Origin of the sequence: Paraburkholderia mimosarum LMG 23256 = NBRC 106338 (genome assembly GCF_000739815.1) — a bacterium.
Lineage (GTDB): Bacteria > Pseudomonadota > Gammaproteobacteria > Burkholderiales > Burkholderiaceae > Paraburkholderia > Paraburkholderia mimosarum.
In genome coordinates, this window is sequence record NZ_BBJJ01000009.1 from 177,835 (window position 1) to 198,763 (window position 20,929).

A 20,929-nucleotide genomic window follows, 5' to 3' on the forward strand; every position below is an offset into this window, starting at 1 on the left:
ACCGAATCCTTACCGGTACGGATGCAATCAAATGTACCGGTATGGCTGCAGACAGTAACGGTACAATCGGCCCGATAGTGCTCTGTACAGTTGCAGCCCCGGGAGAAGTCATGTCCTCCGTACCGCTCGACCAGATTCCCGCGCCGCACGATGCGGCCACGCTCACGCTCGTCGACCAGCTCGTGCAGTGGGGCCGCCGCCGCATCGAGGAGCGGGTGTTCCGCCCCGGCATGCGTATGCCGTCCATCCGCAAGCTCGCGCTCGACAAGGGCGTGTCGCGCTTTACCGTGGTCGAGGCGTACGAGCGCCTCGTCGCACAGGGTTACCTCGACTCGCGGCGCGGTTCGGGCTTCTACGTGCGCGAGCGGCTCGCGCTCGTGGCGGGCGTCGAGCGTGCGACGGGCGCCGCGGGCGCGCCCGCGCGGACGGACACCGCTACGGCCGCCGCCGCGCCGCCCACCATCGACGTGGTCTGGCTGCTGCGCAACATGCTCCATACGTCGACGCGGCCCGAAAAAGGGCCGGGTCTGGGCTACCTGCCCGCGCGCTGGCTGGACGGCGAGCTGCTGACGGGCGCCATGCGCTCGCTGGGCCGCCAGAGCGGCACGCAGCTGCTGGGCTTCGGTTCGCCGCAAGGCTTCCTGCCGCTGCGCCAGCAGCTCCAGACACGCATGGCTGAACTGGAGATCGGCGCGACGCCCGAGCAGATCGTGCTCGTTTCGGGCATCACCCAGGCGATCGACCTGCTGGCGCGCATCTACATGCAGCCCGGCGACACGGTGATCGTGGGCGACCCCGCGTGGTTCCAGATGTTCGGCCGCTTCGCCTCGCAGGGTGCGCGGCTCGTGGGCATGCCGTACACGCCCGAGGGGCCGGATCTCGATGCGCTAGAAGCGCTCGTCGAGACCTGGCGCCCGAAGATGCTCGTCATCAATTCGGTGCTGCAGAATCCCACGGGCACTTCGCTCACGGCTGCGCAGGCGTTCCGCATCCTGCGGCTTGCCGAGCAGTACGACTTCATCGTCGTCGAGGACGACATCTACGGCGACCTCTGCCCGACGGGCTATCCGGCCACGCGCCTCGCGAGCCTCGACCAGCTGCGCCGCGTGATCTACCTCGGCAGTTTCTCGAAGACGCTCGCGCCGAACCTGCGCGTGGGCTATATCGCGAGCGCGCTCGACGTGGCGCAGGCGGTGGCGGACCAGAAAATGCTCGTCGGCATGACGAGCCCCGAGCTCAACGAGCGCGTGCTGTACCGCGTCCTCACGGAGGGCCATTACCGGCGTCATGTGGAGCGGCTGCGCGCGCGGCTGGACGGTGTGCGCGACAAGGCGGCCCGCATGCTGGAGCGCGCCGGCTGCCGCCTCTTCACGGCGCCGGGCGCGGGCATGTTCCTGTGGACGGACACGGGCGTCGACGCGGACGCGCTCACCGCGGCGGGCCACGAAGCCGGTTTCCTGCTCACGCCGGGTAGCCTGTTCTCGCCGCACCAGTCGCCCACCACCTGGATGCGCTTCAACATCGCCAATTGCGGCGACCCGGCGCTGCCCGCCTTCCTCGCCGACTACCTGGAGGGCGCCGCCCGGCGCGGCGTTCCGGTTTCGGGCGGCGACTCTTGAAAACGGCGCCGTCCGTCCTCAACTGGGCGGGCGGCGCGCCGCGATGCCGCGGCCCACGATCTGTCAGACCAGAACTGCAACGAAAGAGGACTCCCGACCATGGCACAAGAAACCATGAGCTTCCAGGCAGAAGTGAAACAGCTTCTGCACCTGATGATCCATTCGCTGTACAGCAACAAGGAAATCTTCCTGCGCGAGCTGATCTCGAACGCATCGGACGCGGCGGACAAGCTGCGCTTCGAGGCGATCGCAAACAACGCGCTCTATGAAGACGATCCGAACCTGCGCATCCGCGTGAGTTTCGACAAGGCCGCCCGCACCATCACGATCGACGACAACGGCATCGGCATGAGCCATGACGAAGCCGTCTCCCACCTCGGCACGATCGCGCGCTCGGGCACCAAGGAATTCTTCGGCAAGCTCTCGGGCGACCAGCAGAAGGATGCGGCGCTCATCGGCCAGTTCGGCGTGGGCTTCTATTCGGGCTTCATCGTCGCGGACAAGATCACCGTGGAAAGCCGTCGCGCGGGCCTCCCGGCCGCCGAGGGCGTGCGCTGGACGAGCGCGGGCGAGGGCGAGTTCGCCGTCGAGACGATCGAGCGCGCGCAACGCGGCACGACCATCACGCTGCATCTGCGCGAAGGCGAGGACGAGCTGCTTTCCGCATGGAAGATCAAGTCGATCATCCAGAAGTATTCGGATCACGTCGGCCTGCCCATCGAGATGAAGAAGGAGGAATGGGACGCCGAAAAGAGCGAGATGGTCACGAAGGACGAGTACGAGACCATCAACCAGGCGAGCGCGCTGTGGACTCGCGCGAAGAGCGACATCAGCGACGAGCAATACCAGCAGTTCTATCAGCATCTCGCGCACGATCACCAGAATCCGCTCGCGTGGACGCATAACCGCGTGGAAGGCCGCAGCGAATATACGCAGCTGCTCTACGTGCCGTCGCATGCGCCGTTCGACCTGTGGAACCGCGACCACAAGAGCGGGCTGAAGCTCTACGTGAAGCGCGTGTTCATCATGGACGACGCCGAGCAGCTGCTGCCCAACTATCTGCGCTTCGTGAAGGGTGTGGTCGATTCGAGCGATCTGCCGCTCAACGTCTCGCGCGAAATCCTCCAGGAAAGCCGCGACGTGAAGGCGATTCGCGATGGCGTGACCAAGCGCGTGCTCTCGATGCTCGAAGAGATGGCGAACGCCGCTACGGACACCGAAGCAAAAGAGGAAGACAAGGCGAAGTACGCCACGTTCTGGACCGAGTTCGGTCAGGTGCTCAAGGAAGGCATCGGCGAGGATCACGCCAATCGCGAGCGCGTGGCGAAGCTCGCGCGCTTCGCGTCGACGCACAACGACACGAACGAGCAGAACGTCTCGCTCGCCGATTACGTCTCGCGCATGAAGCCCGAGCAGACGAAGATCTACTACGTCACCGCCGACACGTGGCAGGCCGCGAAGAACAGCCCGCACCTCGAAGTGTTCCGCAAGAAGGGCGTGGAAGTGCTGCTGCTCACCGACCGCGTCGATGAGTGGATGCTCTCGTTCCTGAACGAGTTCGACGGCAAGCCGCTCGCGAGCGTGGCGCGCGGCGACCTCGACCTCGGCGCGCTCAACGACGAGGAAAAGCAGCAGCAGGAGAAGGTGAGCGAGGAACTCAAGCCGCTCGTCGAACACATGAAGGAAGCGCTCAAGGACAAGGCCAAGGACGTGCGCCTCACGTTCCGCCTGACCGATTCGCCCTCGTGCCTCGTGGCCGACGAAGGCGACATGAGCGGTTACCTGCAGCGCATGCTGAAGGCGGCGGGGCAGCAGGCGCCGGAAATGCATCCGATCCTCGAAGTGAATCCGGACCATCCGCTCGTGAAGGCGCTGCGCACCGATAGCGCGGACTTCGGCGACTGGTGCCATCTGCTGTTCGATCAGGCGCTGCTGGCCGAAGGCGGCACGCTCGACGATCCGGCCAGCTTTGTGAAGCGCACCAACGCACTGTTGATCGCGCGGGCGTAAAGCACGGGTTCGCGTGTATTCGAGAAAGCCCCTTGCGGTTGTCCGCCGCAAGGGGCTTTCCTTTTGCGCAGCCCGCTCACAGCGAACTGCAATCGTCGCGGCCTATAATGCGCGCCATGCCTCTCCGATTCGATGCCGCTGACGCGCACTGGCGCGTCACGCCCTTGCCCGCCTTGAGCGCCTGCCAGAAAGACTGGCTCACGCGCGGCGGTTCGCTCACGGCGCATTTGCGCATGCTCGGACGCGTCGAAGTTCGCGTGACGCGCGAAGCCGTCGATATGCCCTGGCTCGACGAATACGCCGCGCTCGGGCTCGCGCCGCGCGAGCGCGCGTGGGTGCGCGAGATCGTGCTCGCCGTCGATGGCGTGCCGTTCGTGGCCGCGCATAGCGTGACCCCTTTCATCGCGAGCCGCGGTGTGTGGCAGGCCATGCGCCGGCTGCGCACGCGGCCGCTCGCGGAACTGCTCTACAGCGACAGCGGTGTGGCGCGCTCGGCGCTCGTCAGTCGGCGCGTAGGCGCCAGGCATCCGCTTTACCGGCTCGCTGCGCGCGAGGTCGTGGGCGAGCCGGCGGCTGCGCGGTTTCTCGCACGCCGCTCGGTATTCGAGCGCGCGGGCGCGCCGCTGCTCGTGACCGAATGCATGCTGCCCGCGCTGTGGTCGCGCCTCGCGAGCGGCCCGCTTGCGCACGAGACCGGCGTGCATCTCGGACGCGAGCGCGGCCCGCTCGATCACACGGCATCGCGCGCGCATCAGGCGCCGCGTTGAACCTCGCGCATCGGTTGCCATGACCTACAAGCGCTGCTTCGATCCCGTCGTCGATGCGCATACGCGCGTGCTGATCCTCGGCAGCCTGCCGGGTGAGGCGTCGCTCGCGCATCAGCAGTATTACGCGCACAAGCAGAACAGGTTCTGGCATCTGGTGGGCGAGGTGATCGGCGAGGATCTCGTAGCGATGAAGTACGAAGCGCGGCTGCAAACGCTGCGCTCGAAACGAGTCGGCCTATGGGACGTCGTGGCGCAAGCGCGCCGCGAGGGCAGTCTCGACGGCGATATCCGCGATCACGAGGGCAACGATCTCATCGCGCTGATCCAGCGTCTGCCCGCGCTCGAAGCGATCGCGTTCAACGGCGGCACGGCGGCGCGCATCGGCGAGCGCATTCTTGGCGCGCATGCGCGGCCCTTCACGATCCTGCGGTTGCCGTCCAGCAGTCCTGCCTATGCGTCGATGAACTTCGCGGCGAAGCTCCTGCAATGGCGCGCATTGGCTGCGTTCGTCGGCGAGCCCGACGCGCCTATGAGCGCCGGCGCGCACAGGCGCGAGCGCGCTGCGACCCGGCGGCGCTAGCATCCGCTCGAAGTGCATCGCAACCCGGGCGCAATGCGCCGCGAATGCTATGCTCTCGGTCGCCTGAGCAAATGCACCTGCATTTGCGCCCCCACAGCAAGCGATTTTCTACATGACGACTCTTATCAAGCGCGCCTCCGCCGAGGCCCGCGCATTCAAGCAATCTGGCAACGCGACGCAATCGGGCGAGACCGGGAAGGTCACGAAGCGCCCCCGCCGCGCATCGGCCGCCGCCGACGACCTCGACAACGCGCCGGTCATCGAAGCGCCGCGCAAGCCGCGTTTCGCGCCGGTCACGTTCTCGGAAGAGCACGGCGTGCGCTATCTGCACTTCGGCACCGAGTGGGTGCAGGGCGCGATGCGTCTTGCGAAGCCGCAACACATCGAGCTCGAATACGCGCAGCAGATGATGGCGTGGCTGCTCTTTCTCGCCACCCCCGAGCGCATCGTGCAACTGGGTCTCGGCGCCGCCGCGCTCACCAAGTTCGCGCACCGCTACCTGCGTCCCGCGAAGGTCGAGGCGATCGAACTGAATCCGGCGGTCGTGGTGGCCGCGCGCACGATGTTCGAACTGCCGTACGATGACGCGCGTCTCACCGTGCGCGAACTCGACGCCTGGGACTTCGTGCAGGACCGCGCCAATCACGGCACGATCGGCGTGCTGCAGATCGACGTGTACGACGCCACCGCGCGCGGCCCGGTGCTCGACAGCGTGGCGTTCTATCGCGCAGTGCGCGCTTGCCTGACCGATGCGGGTGTCGTGACGGTCAATCTGTTCGGCGACCATCCGAGCTTCGTGCGCAACATGAAGCGCCTGAACGAAGCCTTCGACGGCCGCGTGATCGCGCTGCCCGAAGTGCACGAGGGCAATCGCGTGGCGCTGGCGTTCTCGGGCCCGGCGCTAGAAGTGTCGTACGAAGCGCTCGAAAAGCGTGCCCGCCTGCTCGAAAGCAAGCTCGGACTGCCGGCGCACCAGTGGGTGAAGGCGCTGCGCGAATCGAGCGGCCAGAACGGCGCGACGTTCTCGATCTGATGCGCGCGCGAACGGCGCTCACGCCGTTGCAGCAGAAAGAACCGGCCACGTGGCCGGTTTTTTTTCGGCCGCGCGCGGCAAGCACAGCACATTCCCGGTCGATTTGGTTGACCCGGCGCAAGCCGTTGGCGCTTGACAACGCCCTCGAAATTCGGGTCCGCCCTGCTTGACCGTGCGGCGTGCCCTCGATACTCTTTTGAGCGCTTTCGGGGACCTTGCGGACTATCCGTTTGCGAGGCCAGGGGCCGCTTCACGCCGGGCGGCGAATCGCAAACAAAGCATGGCCGTATAACTACATAAGCAACGAGGAGACGTCATGGCTCACGACGCCGACGCCGGAAAATCAAGCAAGCATTGGCAATGGCTTTTGCTGCTGCCCTGGATCGCGATGATCTGGGTGCCGTCGTACAACAGGATCGAGCCCACTCTGTGGGACTTCCCGTTTTTCTACTGGTATCAGCTTCTCTGGGTGTTGATCAGCGCCGTCGTTACCGCGCTCGTCTACTTCAAGACGAAGACCCGCGGCAAGGGTGATGCAGGGGGCGCGCAATGAACGTCACCGCAACTATCGTCTTCGTCCTGTTCTTCCTCGGCGTCACGGTTCTCGGCTTCGTGGCTGCCCACTGGCGCAAGGGCGATCTCGCGCATCTCGACGAATGGGGCCTGGGCGGCCGCCGCTTCGGCACGATCGTCACCTGGTTCCTGCTCGGCGGCGACCTCTACACCGCGTACACGTTCATCGCCGTGCCGGCGCTCGTGTTCGGTGCGGGCGCAATGGGCTTCTTCGCGCTGCCCTATACGATCCTGATCTATCCGTTCGCGTTCGTCGTGTTTCCGAAGCTCTGGGCCATCGCGAAGCGTCACCGCTATGTCACGTCGGCCGACTTCGTGAGCGCGCGCTATGGCAGCCGCATGCTCGCGCTCGCCATCGCCGTGACGGGCATTGTCGCGACCATGCCGTATATCGCACTGCAGCTCGTGGGTATCGAAGTGGTGATCGGCGCACTCGGGTTCGATACGACGGGCTTCGTCGGCGACCTGCCGCTCATCATCGCGTTCGCCATTCTCGCGGCCTATACGTACACGTCGGGTCTGCGCGCGCCGGCCATGATCGCCGTGGTGAAGGACATCCTCATCTACATCACGATCATCGTCGCGATCATCGTCATCCCCGCGCAGATGGGCGGCTTCGGCCACATCTTCGGCGCGGTGCCGCCGGCCAAGCTGCTGCTCAAGTCGCCTGACGCCGCGAGCCTGAACGGTTATAGCGCCTACGCGACGCTCGCGGTGGGCTCGGCGCTCGCGCTGTTCCTGTACCCGCACTCGGTCACGGCGATTCTCTCGTCGGCCTCGGGCAACACCATTCGCCGCAACATGGCGATGCTGCCCGCGTACTCGCTCGTGCTCGGCCTGCTCGCGCTGCTCGGCTACATGGCGCTCGCCTCGGGCGTGAAGGACATGCCGGAGTTCGCGCCGTACTTCAAGGCCTTCGGTCCGAACTTCGCGGTGCCGGCGCTGTTCCTGCACTTCTTCCCGTCGTGGTTCGTTGGCGTGGCGTTCGCCGCCATCGGCATCGGCGCGCTGGTGCCCGCGGCCATCATGTCGATTGCGGCGGCCAATCTCTACACGCGCAACATCCACAAGGAGTTCATCAACCGCAATATGTCGCACGAGCAGGAGACCAACGTCGCGAAGCTGGTCTCGCTGATCGTGAAGGTCGGCGCGGTGGCGTTCATCCTGGGCCTGCCGCTCACGTACGCGATCCAGCTGCAACTGCTCGGCGGCATCTGGATCATCCAGACGCTGCCCGCCATCGTGCTCGGTCTCTACACGCGCGTGCTCGACTACCGCGGCCTGCTGGCGGGCTGGGCAGCCGGCATCGCCACCGGCACGTGGATGGCCGTTTCGCTCAAGCTCGCAAGCTCGATCTTCACGATCCACCTGTTCGGCATGGCGATTCCAGGCTACGCCGCCGTGTGGTCGCTGATCGTGAACCTCGTGGTGTCGATCGCGGTGTCCGTGCTCGTGCACCTGTTCGGCATGGAGAAGGGCGAGGACCGCACGCGTCCGGAAGATTATCTCGACGTCGTCGAGGGCTGATCTGCCTTTGATCCGGCCTGGCGCACGCCGCCGGGCCCCCCGCATGACCGGGAATGCCCGCAACGAAGCGTTGCGGGCATTTGTTTTTCTGGTGCACGATGGCGCTGTTCCGGCTCACGTTCAGACCGCACCATGGCCTCGTCCGAAACCGAATCTGGCTCCGAGCCGCGCTCCCAGCGTACTGGCGCTCCCGATGCCCAGCCCCCGCTTCGCTCGCGCCCGCCGCGCCACCGCTCGCGACTTTCGCGCATGTGGCGCGCGCTCAGCTCGCCGTACTACCGCTACCGCAACGCCAGGGTCATTCACAGCGTGCGCGTGGGTCTCGCGATGCTCGCGTCGATTCTCGCGACCTCGGGGATCCACATTCCGCACGGCATCTGGGCGTCGGTCACGCTGCTCGTCGTGATCGGCGGGTTGCAGCATCAAGGCAACATCCGCAAGAAGGCCGCCGAGCGGGCGTTCGGCACGCTGCTGGGCGCCGTGATCGGCCTCACGCTAATCGTCGTGCAGGCCGTCACGGGGTCGGCGCCGCTCACCTATGTGCTGATGTCGCTCGTCGCCGCCGTATGCGGCTACTACGCGATTGGCAAGCCCGGCTACGTCGCGCTGCTTGCCGCGATCACCATGTGCATCGTCGCCGGCCACGGCGACAATCTCATCGATACGGGGCTCTGGCGCACGCTCAACGTGATGATCGGCATCGTCATCGCGCTTGCGTTCTCGTTCGCGTTGCCGCTGCACGCCACGTATTCGTGGCGCTACAGCCTCGCCGACAATCTGCGCGAATGCGCGCGCGTCTATGCGCAAGTGGCGAACGGCGAGCATATCGATCCGGACGAGCAGGTGCGGACGTTCATGCGCCTGAACGCCCGGCTCGTCGAGCTGCGTTCGCTCATGCCTTCGGTGACCAAGGAGATCGATGTGCCGCTCGCGCGGCTGGAGCAGGTGCAGCGCCTGCATCGAGCGATGCTCAGCGCGCTGGAGATGCTCTGCACGGGAACGAGTAGTTACGAGCAGGCGCTCGTGCGGGTGGCATTCGCGCAGCGCGGCGAGCCGGTGCGCCGCGCGTTGCTTGCCACTGCGCGCGCGCTGCGCTTCGGCGGCGGCCGTCATCCCGATGCGGCCGCGCAGGGGCTGCGCCCGTCAGTTGCGAGCGTGCAGGCATGTGCCCCGGAGTCGTCGGCTATGGCGGGTGGAGAGGATGCAAACGCCGCCGTATTGCCGCCTGCGCGCAGCGAGCTTGCACCGCAGTTGCAGGGGCCCTACTGGCTCAGCCTGCGCGTGGAGGAGCAAGTGGAGCGCCTGCGCGCGCTGCTCCTCGAGACCGAGCCGCGCTGGAACATCGAGTGCGCCGCGTCGCACCGCATGATGTGACGCCGGGTGTGACGCCCGCCGCGGCGAAGCGTCAGGCCGGGTGATCGAGCGGCGGTGCGGTGACCATCCACGGCACGCCGAACTTGTCGGTCACCATGCCGAAGCCGGGCGACCAGAAGGTCTTCTGAAAGGGCATCGTCACATTGCCGCCTTTGGCGAGCGCGTTGAAGTAACGCTCGGCCGTCGCGGCGTCGGAGCCCGTCAGCGAGACGCCGAAGCCCGCGAACTTGTCGTTCTGCGTCATGCAGCCGCCGTCGGACATCATGAGCTGCGCGTCGCCGATCTGCAGCGTCGCGTGCATGATCTTTTCGGCGAATTCCGGCGTCACGGGGCGCTCCGGATCGGGCGGCGCATCCTTGAAGCGCATCTTGAACAGCTCCTGCGCACCGAGCGCTTCGCGATAGAAGGCGATCGCCTCGTCGCATTTGCCGGAATAGAAGAGATAGGGCTGGATTTGCATCGTCGGTTTCCTTGCGGACTGGACGTTGGGCGGCCCCTTCTAGCGGACGCGAGTTGGCGCGGGGCCGGATGGCGCGGCGGGTTGCGCCGCTGCCCTGATTCTAGGCGCGCGATCGGGCGTCACCGAGTGACGTGTCGCCAGGGTTTGCGAGAGCACGCACGGGAACGCGCATTGCTCAGCCGCGCAACGCGCATAACGCGCATAACGAAAGGGGCCGCACATGCGGCATGTACGGCCCCGGAACAACGTTGCATCGATGCGCGCCAGGTGGCGCGCAGGCGCGTTACTTCGCGCGCAGCTCCTCGATCATCTTTTCGAGCTTGATCGCGTCCGCAGCGAACGCGCGGATGCCTTCCGCGAGCTTCTCGGTCGCCATGGCGTCTTCGTTGAGCTGGAAGCGGAACGACGGCTCGTCCACGGCCACGCGCTCGACGTGCGTGTCCTTGAATGCCTCCGGCGAGAGCTTGCGCTCGACCTTATCGTTGCTGTCGTGGAGCTTTTGTAGCAGATCGGGGCTGATGGTGAGCAGGTCGCAGCCGGCCAGCTCGACGATCTGGCTCGTGTTGCGGAAGCTCGCGCCCATCACTTCGGTCTTGTAGCCGAACTTCTTGTAGTACGCGTAGATCTTGCGCACCGACTGCACGCCCGGATCGTTGGCGCCGCCGTCCTTCGCATCGTCCCAGTCGGCGCCCTTGGCCTTCTTGTACCAGTCGTAAATACGGCCCACGAACGGCGAAATCAGCTGCGCGCCCGCTTCGGCGCACGCGGCGGCCTGCGCGAGCGAAAACAGCAGCGTCATGTTGCAGCGGATGCCGTCCTTTTGCAGCACTTCGGCGGCGCGGATGCCTTCCCACGTGGACGCGAGCTTGATCAGCACGCGCTCGCGCGCAATGCCGGCCTGCTTGTACAAATCGATGATGTGGTGCGCCTTTTCGATCGACCGCTTCGTGTCGAACGACAGGCGCGCGTCGACTTCGGTCGAGACGCGGCCCGGAATGATCTTGAGGATCTCGGTGCCGAACGCGATCAGCAGATGGTCGATGATCGACTCGAGCGGTTCGCTCGCGTGATCGCGCACGGTTTTTTCGAGCAACGGGCGGTACTCGGCCTTCTGGACCGCCTTGAGGATCAGCGACGGATTGGTGGTCGCATCCTGCGGCTTGTACTGCACGAATTGCTGGAAGTCGCCCGTATCGGCGACGACGGTGGTGTACTGCTTGAGCTGGTCGAGTGCGGTAGTCATGTCTGGCCTTGTGGGCGCGTGCGCGCCTGCTTCGGTGAGAGTTGAACGGCCGGTGTGCTTCAGGCATGAACCTGAAACGCGCCGGGCGGAACGCGAAAAGGGCGCTGCGGCCGCCGCCCAGCCAGCGCGGGTAGGGCGGGAAACCAGGGGCGGCGCACTTTGCCGCGCAAGTCGGCGCGGCTCACACCGTCATTTTATGGCGGAAACGCGGGGCGTTGCGCTTGACCCCGTCGCGACGCGCGCAAGGCGTCTCGTGAGCGTCGCGACGAGGGCCTCAGGCGCGCCGCGCGCTCAGCGCGAACTGGGTGATGACGCCCGCCACCAGTCCCCAGAACGCCGCACCGATGGAAAGCAGCGTGAGCCCCGAGGCGGTCACCATGAAGGTGATGAGCGCGGCCTCGCGCTCGTTCGGATTCTGCATGGCGTTGGTGAGGCCGCTCATGATCGAGCCGAACAGCGCGAGCGCGGCGATGGAAACCACGAGCGCCTGCGGAAACGCTGCGAACAGCGCCGCGATAGTGGCGCCGAAGACGCCCGCGATCAGATAGAAGATGCCGCACCACACGGCCGCCATATAGCGCTTCGTGCGATCCTCGTGGGCGTGCGGGCCGGTGCAGATCGCCGCGGTGATGGCCGCGAGATTCACGCCGTGCGAGCCGAACGGCGCCAGCACGAGCGAGGCGAGACCCGTGGTGGCGATGAGCGGCGAGGAAGGCGCTGCCGTGTGGTCGTAGCCGTCGGCGCGCAGCACGGCGATGCCGGGCACGTTCTGCGAGGCCATCGCCACGACGAAGAGCGGAATGCCGATGCTGACCACCGCCGTGAGCGAGAACGCGGGCATGGTGAACACGGGCTTCGCCACTGCCACGCGGAAGTGGCTGAAGTCGAGCAGTCCGAGCACGGCGGCGGCAGCGATGCCGAGCATCAGCGTCGCCACGATCGCGTAGCGCGGCAAGAAGCGTTTCGCGATGAGATAACCGAAGAACATCGTGAGCACGAGCGGCGTCTGCACCTGTGCGGCGTGAAAGATCTCGATGCCGATCTCGAACAGGATGCCCGCGAGCAGCGCCGCCGCGATGCCCGCGGGAATGCGCTTCATGAGCGTGTCGAACCAGCCGGTGAGGCCCACGGCCGTGAGCAGCACGGCGCAGACGATGTACGCGCCGATCGCCTCGGCATAGGGCACGTGCGGCAGCGAGCTGATGAGCAGCGCCGCCCCCGGCGTGGACCACGCGATCACGATGGGCGCGCGGAACCACAGCGACAACCCGATGGTGCTCAAGGCCATGCCGATGGAAAGCGCCCAGATCCACGAAGAGATTTGCGCGTCGGACAGATGCGCGGCCTGGCCGGCCTGGAACATCAGCACGAGCGAGCTGGTGTAGCCCGTCATCATCGCGACGAAGCCGGCCACGATCGTGGCGACCGAGGTGTCGGCGAAGGGCCGCAGCGGTCCCGGCCTGAACCTCGCGGACAGGTTGGGGGAAGAAGGGGCGGTCATGCAGGTGGGTCTCCGGATTAAGCGTAGATCTCGCGAGTTCGGGCGGCGCGGCCTTGAAACGCTCAGGCACGCGCCGCCTCGACAAAGCGGAAAAGGGAGGGGCTGGCGCCTACTTGCTCAGCACGCGCATGGCCGTTTCGAGGCCAGCGACGGTGAGCGGATACATACGGTGCCCGAGTATCTCGCGGATGATCGAGACCGACTGGCGGTACTCCCATAGTCGCTCCGGCTCGGGATTGAGCCAGGCGAAATGCGGGAACTGGTCGGCGAGGCGGCGCAGCCAGACGGCGCCCGCTTCGGGGTTGGTGTACTCGACCGAGCCGCCCGGCTGGAGCACCTCGTACGGGCTCATGGTGGCGTCGCCCACGAAAATGAGCTTGTAGTCGGGTGTGAACTTGTGGAGCAGGTCCCACGTGGGCGTGCGCTCGGCGTGGCGGCGGCGATTGTTCTTCCACAGGTAGTCGTACACGCAGTTGTGGAAGTAGTAGAACTCCAGATGCTTGAACTCGGCCTTGGCCGCCGAGAACAGCTCTTCGGTGCGCTTGATGTGATCGTCCATCGAGCCGCCCACGTCGAGCAGCATCAGCACCTTCACGTTGTTGTGGCGCTCGGGCACCATCTTGAGGTCGAGCCAGCCGGCGTTCGCCGCGGTGCTGCGGATCGTGTCGCCGAGATCGAGTTCCTCGGCCGCCCCTTCGCGCGCGAAGCGGCGCAGGCGGCGTAACGCGACCTTGATGTTGCGCGTGCCGATCTCGACCTGGTCGTCGTAGTCGCGATACGCGCGCGCGTCCCACACCTTCACGGCGCTGCGCTGGCCGCCCTGCTCGTTGGCCGCGCCGATGCGGATGCCCTCGGGGTTATAGCCGCCGTGGCCGAAGGGCGAGGTGCCGCCCGTGCCGATCCACTTGTTGCCGCCTTCGTGGCGCTCTTTCTGCTCTTCGAAGAGCTCCTTGAGGCGCTCCATGAGCTTGTCGAGCCCGCCCATCGCTTCGATCTGCGCGCGCTGCTCGGGCGTGAAGTCGCGCTCGAGACGTTTCTTGAGCCAGTCTTCGGGAATGTCGAAGGCGAGTTCGGACTTCTTCTCGATGCCGCGAAAGTACGCGCCGAACGCCTGGTCGAAGCGGTCGAAGTACTGCTCGTCTTTCACGAGCGTCATGCGTGCGAGGTAGTAGAAGTCGTCGAGCGAAGGCGCGATCACGCGCGCCTTGAGCGCTTCGACGAGCGTGAGGTACTCCTTCACGGAAACCGGCAGCTTCGCGTCGCGCAGCGTGTAGAAGAAGTCGATCAGCATGCGGTGTCTCCGGCTTGCTCGCGCATGTTCCTCGTCAACGGTTGTGACGGTTCATGTAGATGAGGCGCTCGAACAGCGTCATGTCCTGCTCGTTCTTGAGCAGCGCGCCTGCGAGCGGCGGCATGGACTTCGAACCGTCGGCCGCGCGCAGCGCCGAGGGTGGAACTTCCTCGGCGAGCAGCAGTTTGAGCCAGTCGAGCAGTTCCGAGGTGGACGGCTTCTTCTTTAGCCCCGCGACGTTGCGCAGTTCGAAGAAGCTTTCCATGGCCGCGTTGAGCAGTTCCTTGCGGATGCCCGGATAGTGCACCTCGACGATGCGCTGCATCGTGGCCGGATCGGGGAAGCTGATGTAGTGGAAGAAGCAGCGGCGCAGAAAAGCGTCTGGCAGCTCCTTCTCGTTGTTCGACGTGATGATGACGAGCGGACGCTGCTTCGCCTTGATGAGCTGGCGCGTCTCGTACACGTAGAACTCCATGCGGTCGAGTTCGCGCAACAGGTCGTTCGGGAATTCGATGTCGGCCTTGTCGATCTCGTCGATGAGCAGCACGCTTTGTTGCCCGGACTCGAACGCCTGCCACAGCACGCCTTTCACGATGTAGTTCGCGATGTCCTTCACGCGTTCGTCGCCGAGCTGCGAGTCGCGCAGACGCGACACCGCGTCGTACTCGTACAGGCCTTGCTGCGCCTTCGTCGTCGACTTGATGTGCCACTGCATGAGCGGCATGTCGAGCGCCGCCGCGACTTCCTCGGCCAGCATCGTCTTGCCGGTGCCGGGCTCGCCCTTGATGAGCAGCGGGCGTTTCAGCGTGATCGCGGCGTTGACCGCGAGCTTGAGGTCGTCGGTGGCGACGTACCGCGAAGAGCCTTCGAAACGCGTGGCGCGCATGGTGAATCCGCTCGCTGGGAAAAAAATCCCAGTATAAGTCAGATGGGGTGTCGCGTCGGCGGGGCCTCGCGTATCGTTGGGGCCGCGCCGTGGGGTGCGGTTCCCGGGCCAGACGTGCCGGCCCACGCCGCTTTGGCGCACGCAAGCGGCACGCCTGCGCATGGGCACGGCGCGCGTCAGGGTTCGTCCGGGTTGCCTGCGGGCGGACTGCTGCGCGACGGTGCTCAATGAGTGCTGAATGGCGAAGGCGGGGCCGCCGCGCGGCGCCGCCAGGCCCTCCGAAGCCCGCCAGGCGTGGCGCGGCCGGTGGACGGCCGGCGCGGCGTCGCGGTATACTCGGACCGATTTTTTTCGGCCTGCACGGCGACCCCAAAAGTAAAACAGCAGTAATGCGGCGCAGGCCGTGGCCTGCGGTTCGGGCGTTCGAATCCCCTCAAGCCAGGTTGGATGCTATGAAAAAAATTGTCGGCAAGCACGTCGTCGCGGGCGCAATCACCATGCTGGCGTGCTTCGCGGTCACGGCTCACGCGGACGTCGTGGGCAATGCGAAGGCGGGGCAGGACAAGGTGGCGATGTGTATCGGCTGTCATGGTATTCCCGACTATCGCACCGCCTATCCCGAGGTCTATCACGTGCCCATTCTGGGCGGCCAGAACGCCCAGTACATCGTGAACGCACTGCACGGCTACAAAAAGGGCGACCGGCGTTTTGAGACGATGCACGCCATCGTGTCCTCGCTCAGCGAACAGGACATTGCCGATATCGCGGCCTACTATGCTGCGCAAACGGCCGCGTCGAAAGACAATCCGAACAAATAACCGGCAGGTGGAAAACACATGAACAAGCCCTATACGGCTGTGCCCTCGTTTGCCGGTGCAACGTTCAAGGCGGCTCGCGCGGCGCTCGCGCTGGCAGCCGTGCTGGCGCTTCACCCCGCCCACGCGGCCGACGCCTCCAACGGCAAGGTTCTCGCAGATAGCCACAACTGCGCGGCCTGTCACGGACCGGGCCTGAACAAGCCCGTGAGCCCCGAATATCCGAAGCTCGCCGGCCAGCACGCCGACTATATCTACTGGGCGCTGCGCCAGTACCAGATGGGCACCGGCAATCCGCATCTCGGGCGCAACAACCCGATCATGCAGGCGCAGGTGCAGAGCCTCTCGCAGAATGACATGAAGGATCTCGCCGCGTACATCCAGTCGCTCAAGGGCGACCTCGTCAACAAGAAATAAGCCTCGACGCGCCCCGCTGCAAGCGGGCCGCGTCATGTCGATCACCCCGCGTGGGCCTCGTCTTCGGCGAGGCAGTCGCGGGGTGTTTCGTTGTGGGGTCTTCGTTTCGGTCGCGGTTTCAGTCGCGTCTTTAGTGGCGCTTTAGTCGCGTGAAGCGCGGCGCTCGATGCGCATGAGATAAGCGTCGGTATCGGGTGGCGTGTTCGTGCGTTGCGCTTCCCAGATCGTTTCGCCAAGGCATTCCATGATCGCATGCTGCGCGTCGTGCGTGGAGCCAAGGCGTGCCGCGAGCCGGTCGTGCGCCGCGCGAATGCCCGGCGGCTGATCGATCGAGAGCTGCTCGCTGATCGCGAGGTGCATCGACAGATGCAGGAACGGATTGCTCTGGCCGCGCTCGGGCGAGTAGTCCTGCGCGGCGGCCGCGTCGGCATCGGCGAGTTCGGCGTGATATTCGGGGTGCTCCACGATCCAGTCGGCGGCAATCGCCTCGAGCGGCGTGAGGATTTCGCCCGCGCGCTGCTTGCGCCAGGTCTCGGTGAAAAAGCGACGGACTTCGTCACGGCTGGGATTGAACATCTCGACTCTGCGGTATCGATGAAGCGGCGTCGCGCTGCGACGCTTCGGTTAGTCATTTTACGCGCGGGGCGCGTGCTCGCTCAGAGCTCGGGCGGCGGCGTCTTCGGCCTGAATTCGCACAGCGGCTCGATCACGCAATGCCAGCACTCGGGCCTGCGCGCCTTGCACACATAGCGGCCATGCAGGATGAGCCAGTGATGCGCGTCATGACGGAACTCGGGCGGCGTGAACTTCTCGAGCGCGGTTTCCACGGCGCGCACATCCTTGCCGGGCGCGAGTCCCGTTCGGTTCGCAACCCGAAAGATATGCGTGTCGACGGCGATGGTCGGTTGGCCGAATGCGGTGTTGAGCACCACGTTCGCCGTCTTGCGCCCGACGCCGGGCAACGCTTCGAGTGCCTCGCGCGTTTGCGGTACTTCACTGCCGTATTGCTCGATGAGGATGCGGCAGGTCGCGATCACGTTCTTCGCCTTCGTGCGATAGAGGCCGATCGTCCTGATGTAGTCGGCCACGCCTTCCTCGCCGAGCGCGAGCACCGTTTCCGGTGTGTTGGCGACAGGAAACATCCTGCGCATGGCCTTGTTCACCGAAACGTCCGTGGCCTGCGCGGAGAGCATCACGGCGATCAGGAGTTCGAACGGCGTAGTGAACGCAAGCTCGGTGGTGGGATGCGGATTGAGGCTTTGCAGCGTTTCGTAGATGGCGCGGCGCTTGGTGGCGTTCATGCTCGTTGTACGTGGGCCTTTTGCAGTGCAGTCAGGTTCGCGGCGCTTCGCTATCGGGCGGTTTGATCGTCGTCGTTGCGCGTCGCGTCGTGCTTTTCGCTGTTCCCCGCAGTTGCGTCCGGCTCGATGCCAATGCGTTTGCGGCGCGCCTCGGCCGCGTCGATCTGCGCCTGCACGTCGGCGCTCACATGCTCGACGTTGCGCGGCCCCAGGCCCTGTTCGGCCATCTCGGCCTTCTTGCGGCGCGCGCGTTCGAGCGCCGCCTGGATGATCGCTTTCTTCTTCGCTTCGGCGTCGTCGGTGGGGGCGCTTGCCGGCTGCGTGATGCTCGCCTGCGCAGCCGCGACCTCCGCCGGTGCGCCCGGCTGCGCCTGGGCGTGCGTCGAGGCGCGGCGTGCCGCGGCGCGCGCCTCGGCCGCGTTGCGCTCGGCTGTCTGACGCGCGAGACGCCGGTCGTGGCGCACGCGGGCTTCATCGGCCTGCTGCTGTGTCCATGCATCCCAGCCGGTCGCTTCGCCCGTAACGGGAATCATTGCTATGCAGTCGACAGGACATGGCGCGACACACAGATCGCAGCCCGTGCACAGATCCTTGACGATGGTGTGCATCTGCTTGGGAGCGCCAACGATCGCGTCGACAGGGCAGGCCTGCATGCACAGCGTGCAGCCGATGCACAGTTGTTCGTCGATGAACGCGACCGCCCGCGGACGCTCGAGGCCGTTGTCCGGATTGATCGGAATGACGGGTTTGCCGAGCAGGCTCGCGAGGCGCGCGACGCCTTGCGCGCCGCCGGGCGGGCACTGGTTGTAGTTGGCGTTGCCGGCAGCGATGGCCTCGGCATAGGGCCGGCAGCCGTCATAGCCGCACTTCGTGCATTGGGTCTGGGGCAGCAGATCTTCGATGCGATCTGCGAGTGTCTTGGGATCGTTCACGTTCGCTACATCGGGGCGGGCCGGTCGGCGCGGTGACCTTGGGCGAACATGGTTTCGCGCCTGACCGGACAGGGCGCACATGCACAGCGCCGAAGCTCGTATTATCGCCGATTTCCCGCATTGCCATCGGCGGGCCATGTGCCATAATCAAAACGCTTAATGCGAAGCACTGCTGCGAAGCACTGCTGCGAAGCACTGCTGCGAAGCACTGCTGCGAAGCACTGCGGCGAAGCACTGCTGCGAAGCACTGCGGCGAAGCACCGTGCAGTCAGGGGAAATGAATAGACGTAAGCGGTACGTGTCGGGCACGGCAGCCCAGGTGCTTTGCATGAGGCAGACAGGGGGAAGAACGATGTCGGCTCGCAACGACATCAAACAAACAAGAAGGAACGCAAGACCGTAGGTCGGAGGGTGTCTGTCCATTAACAGCGCGCCCCGCACAACGTTGTCGATCCCAGGGCGAGGAGAGGCCCGGCGTCGTACTGCCCGACAGCGCAAACCGGACAACGCGGCTTAACGAGATCCTGCCACCATGAATCAGCCAAAAATCAAAAGAGATCCTGAAGGCACGCGCCGCCGCATTCTGCTCGCCGCGGCGGAAGAATTCGCCAATGGCGGCCTGTTCGGCGCACGCGTCGACCAGATCGCACGACGCGCGGAAACCAACGAGCGCATGCTCTATTACTACTTCGGCAGCAAAGAGCAACTGTTCACTGCAGTCCTCGAGCACGCGTTCGGCGCGCTCAACGAAGCGGAACGCGCACTCGATCTCGCGGGGCTCGCGCCCGTCGAGGCGATCACGCGGCTCGCGCATTTCGTGTGGGACTACTATCGCGACAATCCCGAACTGCTGCGGCTCGTGAACAACGAGAACCTGCACGAGGCGCGATATATGCAGAAGTCCACACGAATTCGCGAGATGATCTCGCCGATCGTGGCAACGCTCGGCGCGATCCTCACGCGCGGCGAATCGGCTGGGCTGTTCCGCCCGAGCGTCGATCCGTTGCGGCTCTACGTCACGCTTTCGGGCATGGGCTACTACATCGTTTCGAATCGCTATACGCTCAACGCGACGCTCGGACGCGACTTCAGCGCGGCCGCCGAGCGTGCGGAAATCATCCAGCTCAATACGGAAATGCTGCTCGCGTATCTCATGCGCAAGTAACACCGAAGGCACGCGCCGCGAATCCGCGAAAACGTTTCGTGCGCCACAAACGAAGCGCGCCGTCCATGGACGGCGCGCGGGGTGTATTGCTTTGCGCTTTTGGTGAAGCGCGATCGCTGACGTCAGGCGACGGCGCCTTCCGCAGAGCGGCCGCGAGCGGAAGGCCGCGCGCCCTTGTTGCGGGCGGCCTGCTGGTGATGGCGAATGAAATCGCGCAACTGCGGGTAGATGATCGTGCGCCAGCGGCGGCCCGAGAAGATGCCGTAGTGGCCGCATTTCTCGGCGGTCAGATGATGCTTGTTCGCATCGGGAATGCCCGTGCACAGGTCGTGCGCGGCGCGCGTCTGGCCTGCGCCGGAAATGTCGTCGAGTTCGCCTTCGATCGTGAAGAGCGCCGTGTCGCGAATGTCCTGCGGGCGCACGCGCTCGCCGGCGACGTCCCACGTGCCTTCTGCGAGACTGAATTCCTGGAACACCGTGCGGATGGTGTCCAGATAGTACTCGGCGGCCATGTCGAGCACCGCGTTGTATTCGTCGTAGAACTGGCGATGTGCTTCGGCGTCCTCTTCGTCGCCGCGCAGCAGGCTCTTGTAGAAGTCCCAGTGCGCGGTGGTGTGGCGGCCAGGATTCATGGCGACGAAACCCGCGTGTTGCAGGAAGCCCGGATAGACTTCGCGCCCTTCGCCCGGGTAGTTGGCCGGCACGGGATGGATCACGTTGTTCGCAAACCAGTCGAGCGAGTGCTCCATAGCGAGCGAGTTGACGGCGGTGGGGCTGCGCCGCGCGTCGATCGGGCCGCCCATCATCGTCATCGTGAGCGGGGTGTCCTCACCGCGGCTCGCCATGAGCGAGATGGCCGCGAGCACGGGCACCGTGGGCTGGCAGACGGACAGGACGTGCAGATTCTTCGCGCCGATATGGCGGATGAATTCCTGGATGTACGCGACGTAGTCGTCGAGGTGGAACGGACCGGCTTCGAGCGGCACCATGCGCGCGTCGATCCAGTCGGTGATGTACACCTTGTGGTCCTGCAGCAGCGTGCGCACGGTATCGCGCAACAGCGTCGAGTGGTGGCCCGAGAGCGGCGCGCACACGAGCACGACCGGCTCGTCCTTGAGCGCGGCCACGGCGCCGCTGTCGTCGGCGTAGCGCTTGAAGCGCAGCAGGCGGCAGAACGGCTTCTCGACGATGGTCTGCTCGACGATCGGAATGTTGAAGCCGTCCTTCACGATCTGACGAAGGTTGAATTCGGGCTTCTCGTAGTCCTTGCCAAGACGATAGAGCAGTTCGTAGCCTGCGGCGAGGCGCGTAGCGCCCGGCACGAGTGAAAACGGGCTCGACGGATTCGAAAACGATTTCGAGGCGGCCTGGGCCCAGGCGGTCAGCGGGCTCAGCAAAGCGCGCTGGAATTCACGGATTTGATAGAGCATGGGCG

Annotated in this window: 20 protein-coding genes; 11 read left to right on the forward strand and 9 right to left on the reverse strand. The window is 65.4% G+C overall.

The genetic code is table 11. From position 1 onward, the window contains the following. Positions 1-110: 110 nt before the first annotated feature. The 8 genes from BMI01S_RS10430 (at position 111) to BMI01S_RS10465 (ending at position 9,483) form a co-directional block, all read left to right on the forward strand. Positions 111-1,619: an aminotransferase-like domain-containing protein gene (locus BMI01S_RS10430; protein WP_028230608.1), complete on the forward strand. Its 1,509-nt coding sequence runs from the start codon at positions 111-113 to the stop codon at positions 1,617-1,619. A 99-nt stretch (positions 1,620-1,718) separates the two neighbouring features. After that, entirely contained in the window at positions 1,719-3,629 is a 1,911-nt protein-coding gene (gene htpG, locus BMI01S_RS10435; protein ID WP_028210481.1) for a molecular chaperone HtpG, read from the forward strand. A 116-nt stretch (positions 3,630-3,745) separates the two neighbouring features. Next, positions 3,746-4,396, forward strand: a complete 651-nt coding sequence (locus BMI01S_RS10440) for a chorismate--pyruvate lyase family protein (RefSeq protein WP_028230609.1) — start codon at positions 3,746-3,748, stop codon at positions 4,394-4,396. Between the two features lie 19 nt (positions 4,397-4,415). Further along, entirely contained in the window at positions 4,416-4,976 is a 561-nt protein-coding gene (locus tag BMI01S_RS10445) for a DNA-deoxyinosine glycosylase (RefSeq protein ID WP_042289078.1), read from the forward strand. A 112-nt stretch (positions 4,977-5,088) separates the two neighbouring features. Beyond that, the gene (locus tag BMI01S_RS10450) at positions 5,089-6,009 is read left to right on the forward strand and encodes a class I SAM-dependent methyltransferase (RefSeq protein WP_028210479.1); all 921 of its coding nucleotides are present in this window, start codon (positions 5,089-5,091) and stop codon (positions 6,007-6,009) included. 316 nt (positions 6,010-6,325) lie between these two features. Continuing rightward, a complete protein-coding gene (locus BMI01S_RS10455) occupies positions 6,326-6,562 on the forward strand; it encodes a DUF3311 domain-containing protein (protein ID WP_028210478.1) in 237 nt (78 codons plus the stop codon). Beyond that, positions 6,559-8,109: a monocarboxylate uptake permease MctP gene (gene mctP / locus BMI01S_RS10460; RefSeq protein ID WP_028210477.1), complete on the forward strand. Its 1,551-nt coding sequence runs from the start codon at positions 6,559-6,561 to the stop codon at positions 8,107-8,109. Before BMI01S_RS10455 ends, mctP begins: the two co-directional genes overlap by 4 nt. A 249-nt stretch (positions 8,110-8,358) precedes the next feature. Next, positions 8,359-9,483 carry an FUSC family protein gene (locus BMI01S_RS10465; protein ID WP_028230610.1) on the forward strand — a complete coding sequence of 375 codons (1,125 nt, stop codon included), beginning with the start codon at positions 8,359-8,361 and terminating at the stop codon, positions 9,481-9,483. A 31-nt stretch (positions 9,484-9,514) separates the two neighbouring features. Here the strand turns inward: BMI01S_RS10465 and BMI01S_RS10470 are convergent, their stop codons facing one another. The 5 genes from BMI01S_RS10470 to BMI01S_RS10490 form a co-directional block, all read right to left on the reverse strand. Beyond that, the gene (locus BMI01S_RS10470) at positions 9,515-9,943 is read right to left on the reverse strand and encodes a VOC family protein (RefSeq protein WP_028210475.1); all 429 of its coding nucleotides are present in this window, start codon (positions 9,941-9,943) and stop codon (positions 9,515-9,517) included. 283 nt (positions 9,944-10,226) lie between these two features. Next, entirely contained in the window at positions 10,227-11,186 is a 960-nt protein-coding gene (gene tal, locus BMI01S_RS10475) for a transaldolase (RefSeq protein ID WP_028210474.1), read from the reverse strand. Between the two features lie 274 nt (positions 11,187-11,460). Further along, positions 11,461-12,687, reverse strand: a complete 1,227-nt coding sequence (locus BMI01S_RS10480) for a benzoate/H(+) symporter BenE family transporter (protein WP_028230611.1) — start codon at positions 12,685-12,687, stop codon at positions 11,461-11,463. A gap of 109 nt (positions 12,688-12,796) precedes the next feature. Beyond that, positions 12,797-13,978 carry a vWA domain-containing protein gene (locus BMI01S_RS10485; RefSeq protein WP_028210472.1) on the reverse strand — a complete coding sequence of 394 codons (1,182 nt, stop codon included), beginning with the start codon at positions 13,976-13,978 and terminating at the stop codon, positions 12,797-12,799. A gap of 34 nt (positions 13,979-14,012) precedes the next feature. Continuing rightward, the gene (locus BMI01S_RS10490) at positions 14,013-14,864 is read right to left on the reverse strand and encodes an AAA family ATPase (RefSeq protein ID WP_028230612.1); all 852 of its coding nucleotides are present in this window, start codon (positions 14,862-14,864) and stop codon (positions 14,013-14,015) included. Between the two features lie 452 nt (positions 14,865-15,316). Between BMI01S_RS10490 and BMI01S_RS10495 the strand changes: the two genes are divergently transcribed. After that, positions 15,317-15,682, forward strand: a complete 366-nt coding sequence (locus BMI01S_RS10495) for a c-type cytochrome (RefSeq protein WP_028210470.1) — start codon at positions 15,317-15,319, stop codon at positions 15,680-15,682. Between the two features lie 18 nt (positions 15,683-15,700). Then, a complete protein-coding gene (locus BMI01S_RS10500) occupies positions 15,701-16,096 on the forward strand; it encodes a c-type cytochrome (protein ID WP_028210469.1) in 396 nt (131 codons plus the stop codon). A 141-nt stretch (positions 16,097-16,237) separates the two neighbouring features. On the opposite strand, the gene BMI01S_RS10505 is transcribed toward BMI01S_RS10500, so the two are convergent. The 3 genes from BMI01S_RS10505 to rsxB form a co-directional block, all read right to left on the reverse strand. After that, complete coding sequence (locus tag BMI01S_RS10505) at positions 16,238-16,672, reverse strand: DUF1841 family protein (RefSeq protein ID WP_028210468.1); 435 nt, start codon at positions 16,670-16,672, stop codon at positions 16,238-16,240. Positions 16,673-16,752: 80 nt separating this feature from the next. Further along, positions 16,753-17,397, reverse strand: coding sequence for an endonuclease III (gene nth / locus BMI01S_RS10510; protein WP_028210467.1), 645 nt, complete (start codon positions 17,395-17,397; stop codon positions 16,753-16,755). A gap of 50 nt (positions 17,398-17,447) precedes the next feature. Next, positions 17,448-18,329, reverse strand: coding sequence for an electron transport complex subunit RsxB (gene rsxB, locus BMI01S_RS10515; RefSeq protein ID WP_028210466.1), 882 nt, complete (start codon positions 18,327-18,329; stop codon positions 17,448-17,450). Between the two features lie 532 nt (positions 18,330-18,861). Between rsxB and BMI01S_RS10520 the strand changes: the two genes are divergently transcribed. Further along, positions 18,862-19,494: a TetR/AcrR family transcriptional regulator gene (locus BMI01S_RS10520; RefSeq protein ID WP_028210465.1), complete on the forward strand. Its 633-nt coding sequence runs from the start codon at positions 18,862-18,864 to the stop codon at positions 19,492-19,494. A 122-nt stretch (positions 19,495-19,616) separates the two neighbouring features. On the opposite strand, the gene BMI01S_RS10525 is transcribed toward BMI01S_RS10520, so the two are convergent. Beyond that, a complete protein-coding gene (locus BMI01S_RS10525; protein ID WP_042289081.1) occupies positions 19,617-20,924 on the reverse strand; it encodes a polyhydroxyalkanoate depolymerase in 1,308 nt (435 codons plus the stop codon). Between the last annotated feature and the right edge of the window lie 5 nt (positions 20,925-20,929).

What these genes read in the sequence shown, in the direction of transcription:
- BMI01S_RS10450 (WP_028210479.1), top strand. Translation starts at nt 5,089, where the DNA reads ATGACGACTCTTATCAAGCGCGCCTCCGCCGAGGCCCGCGCATTCAAG.
- tal (WP_028210474.1), bottom strand. Translation starts at nt 11,186, where the DNA reads ATGACTACCGCACTCGACCAGCTCAAGCAGTACACCACCGTCGTCGCC.
- BMI01S_RS10430 (WP_028230608.1), top strand. Translation starts at nt 111, where the DNA reads ATGTCCTCCGTACCGCTCGACCAGATTCCCGCGCCGCACGATGCGGCC.
- mctP (WP_028210477.1), top strand. Translation starts at nt 6,559, where the DNA reads ATGAACGTCACCGCAACTATCGTCTTCGTCCTGTTCTTCCTCGGCGTC.
- htpG (WP_028210481.1), top strand. Translation starts at nt 1,719, where the DNA reads ATGGCACAAGAAACCATGAGCTTCCAGGCAGAAGTGAAACAGCTTCTG.
- BMI01S_RS10485 (WP_028210472.1), bottom strand. Translation starts at nt 13,978, where the DNA reads ATGCTGATCGACTTCTTCTACACGCTGCGCGACGCGAAGCTGCCGGTT.
- BMI01S_RS10490 (WP_028230612.1), bottom strand. Translation starts at nt 14,864, where the DNA reads ATGCGCGCCACGCGTTTCGAAGGCTCTTCGCGGTACGTCGCCACCGAC.
- BMI01S_RS10455 (WP_028210478.1), top strand. Translation starts at nt 6,326, where the DNA reads ATGGCTCACGACGCCGACGCCGGAAAATCAAGCAAGCATTGGCAATGG.
- BMI01S_RS10520 (WP_028210465.1), top strand. Translation starts at nt 18,862, where the DNA reads ATGAATCAGCCAAAAATCAAAAGAGATCCTGAAGGCACGCGCCGCCGC.
- BMI01S_RS10480 (WP_028230611.1), bottom strand. Translation starts at nt 12,687, where the DNA reads ATGACCGCCCCTTCTTCCCCCAACCTGTCCGCGAGGTTCAGGCCGGGA.
- BMI01S_RS10445 (WP_042289078.1), top strand. Translation starts at nt 4,416, where the DNA reads ATGACCTACAAGCGCTGCTTCGATCCCGTCGTCGATGCGCATACGCGC.
- BMI01S_RS10505 (WP_028210468.1), bottom strand. Translation starts at nt 16,672, where the DNA reads ATGTTCAATCCCAGCCGTGACGAAGTCCGTCGCTTTTTCACCGAGACC.
- BMI01S_RS10525 (WP_042289081.1), bottom strand. Translation starts at nt 20,924, where the DNA reads ATGCTCTATCAAATCCGTGAATTCCAGCGCGCTTTGCTGAGCCCGCTG.
- BMI01S_RS10500 (WP_028210469.1), top strand. Translation starts at nt 15,701, where the DNA reads ATGAACAAGCCCTATACGGCTGTGCCCTCGTTTGCCGGTGCAACGTTC.
- BMI01S_RS10440 (WP_028230609.1), top strand. Translation starts at nt 3,746, where the DNA reads ATGCCTCTCCGATTCGATGCCGCTGACGCGCACTGGCGCGTCACGCCC.
- BMI01S_RS10465 (WP_028230610.1), top strand. Translation starts at nt 8,359, where the DNA reads ATGTGGCGCGCGCTCAGCTCGCCGTACTACCGCTACCGCAACGCCAGG.
- nth (WP_028210467.1), bottom strand. Translation starts at nt 17,397, where the DNA reads ATGAACGCCACCAAGCGCCGCGCCATCTACGAAACGCTGCAAAGCCTC.
- BMI01S_RS10495 (WP_028210470.1), top strand. Translation starts at nt 15,317, where the DNA reads ATGAAAAAAATTGTCGGCAAGCACGTCGTCGCGGGCGCAATCACCATG.
- BMI01S_RS10470 (WP_028210475.1), bottom strand. Translation starts at nt 9,943, where the DNA reads ATGCAAATCCAGCCCTATCTCTTCTATTCCGGCAAATGCGACGAGGCG.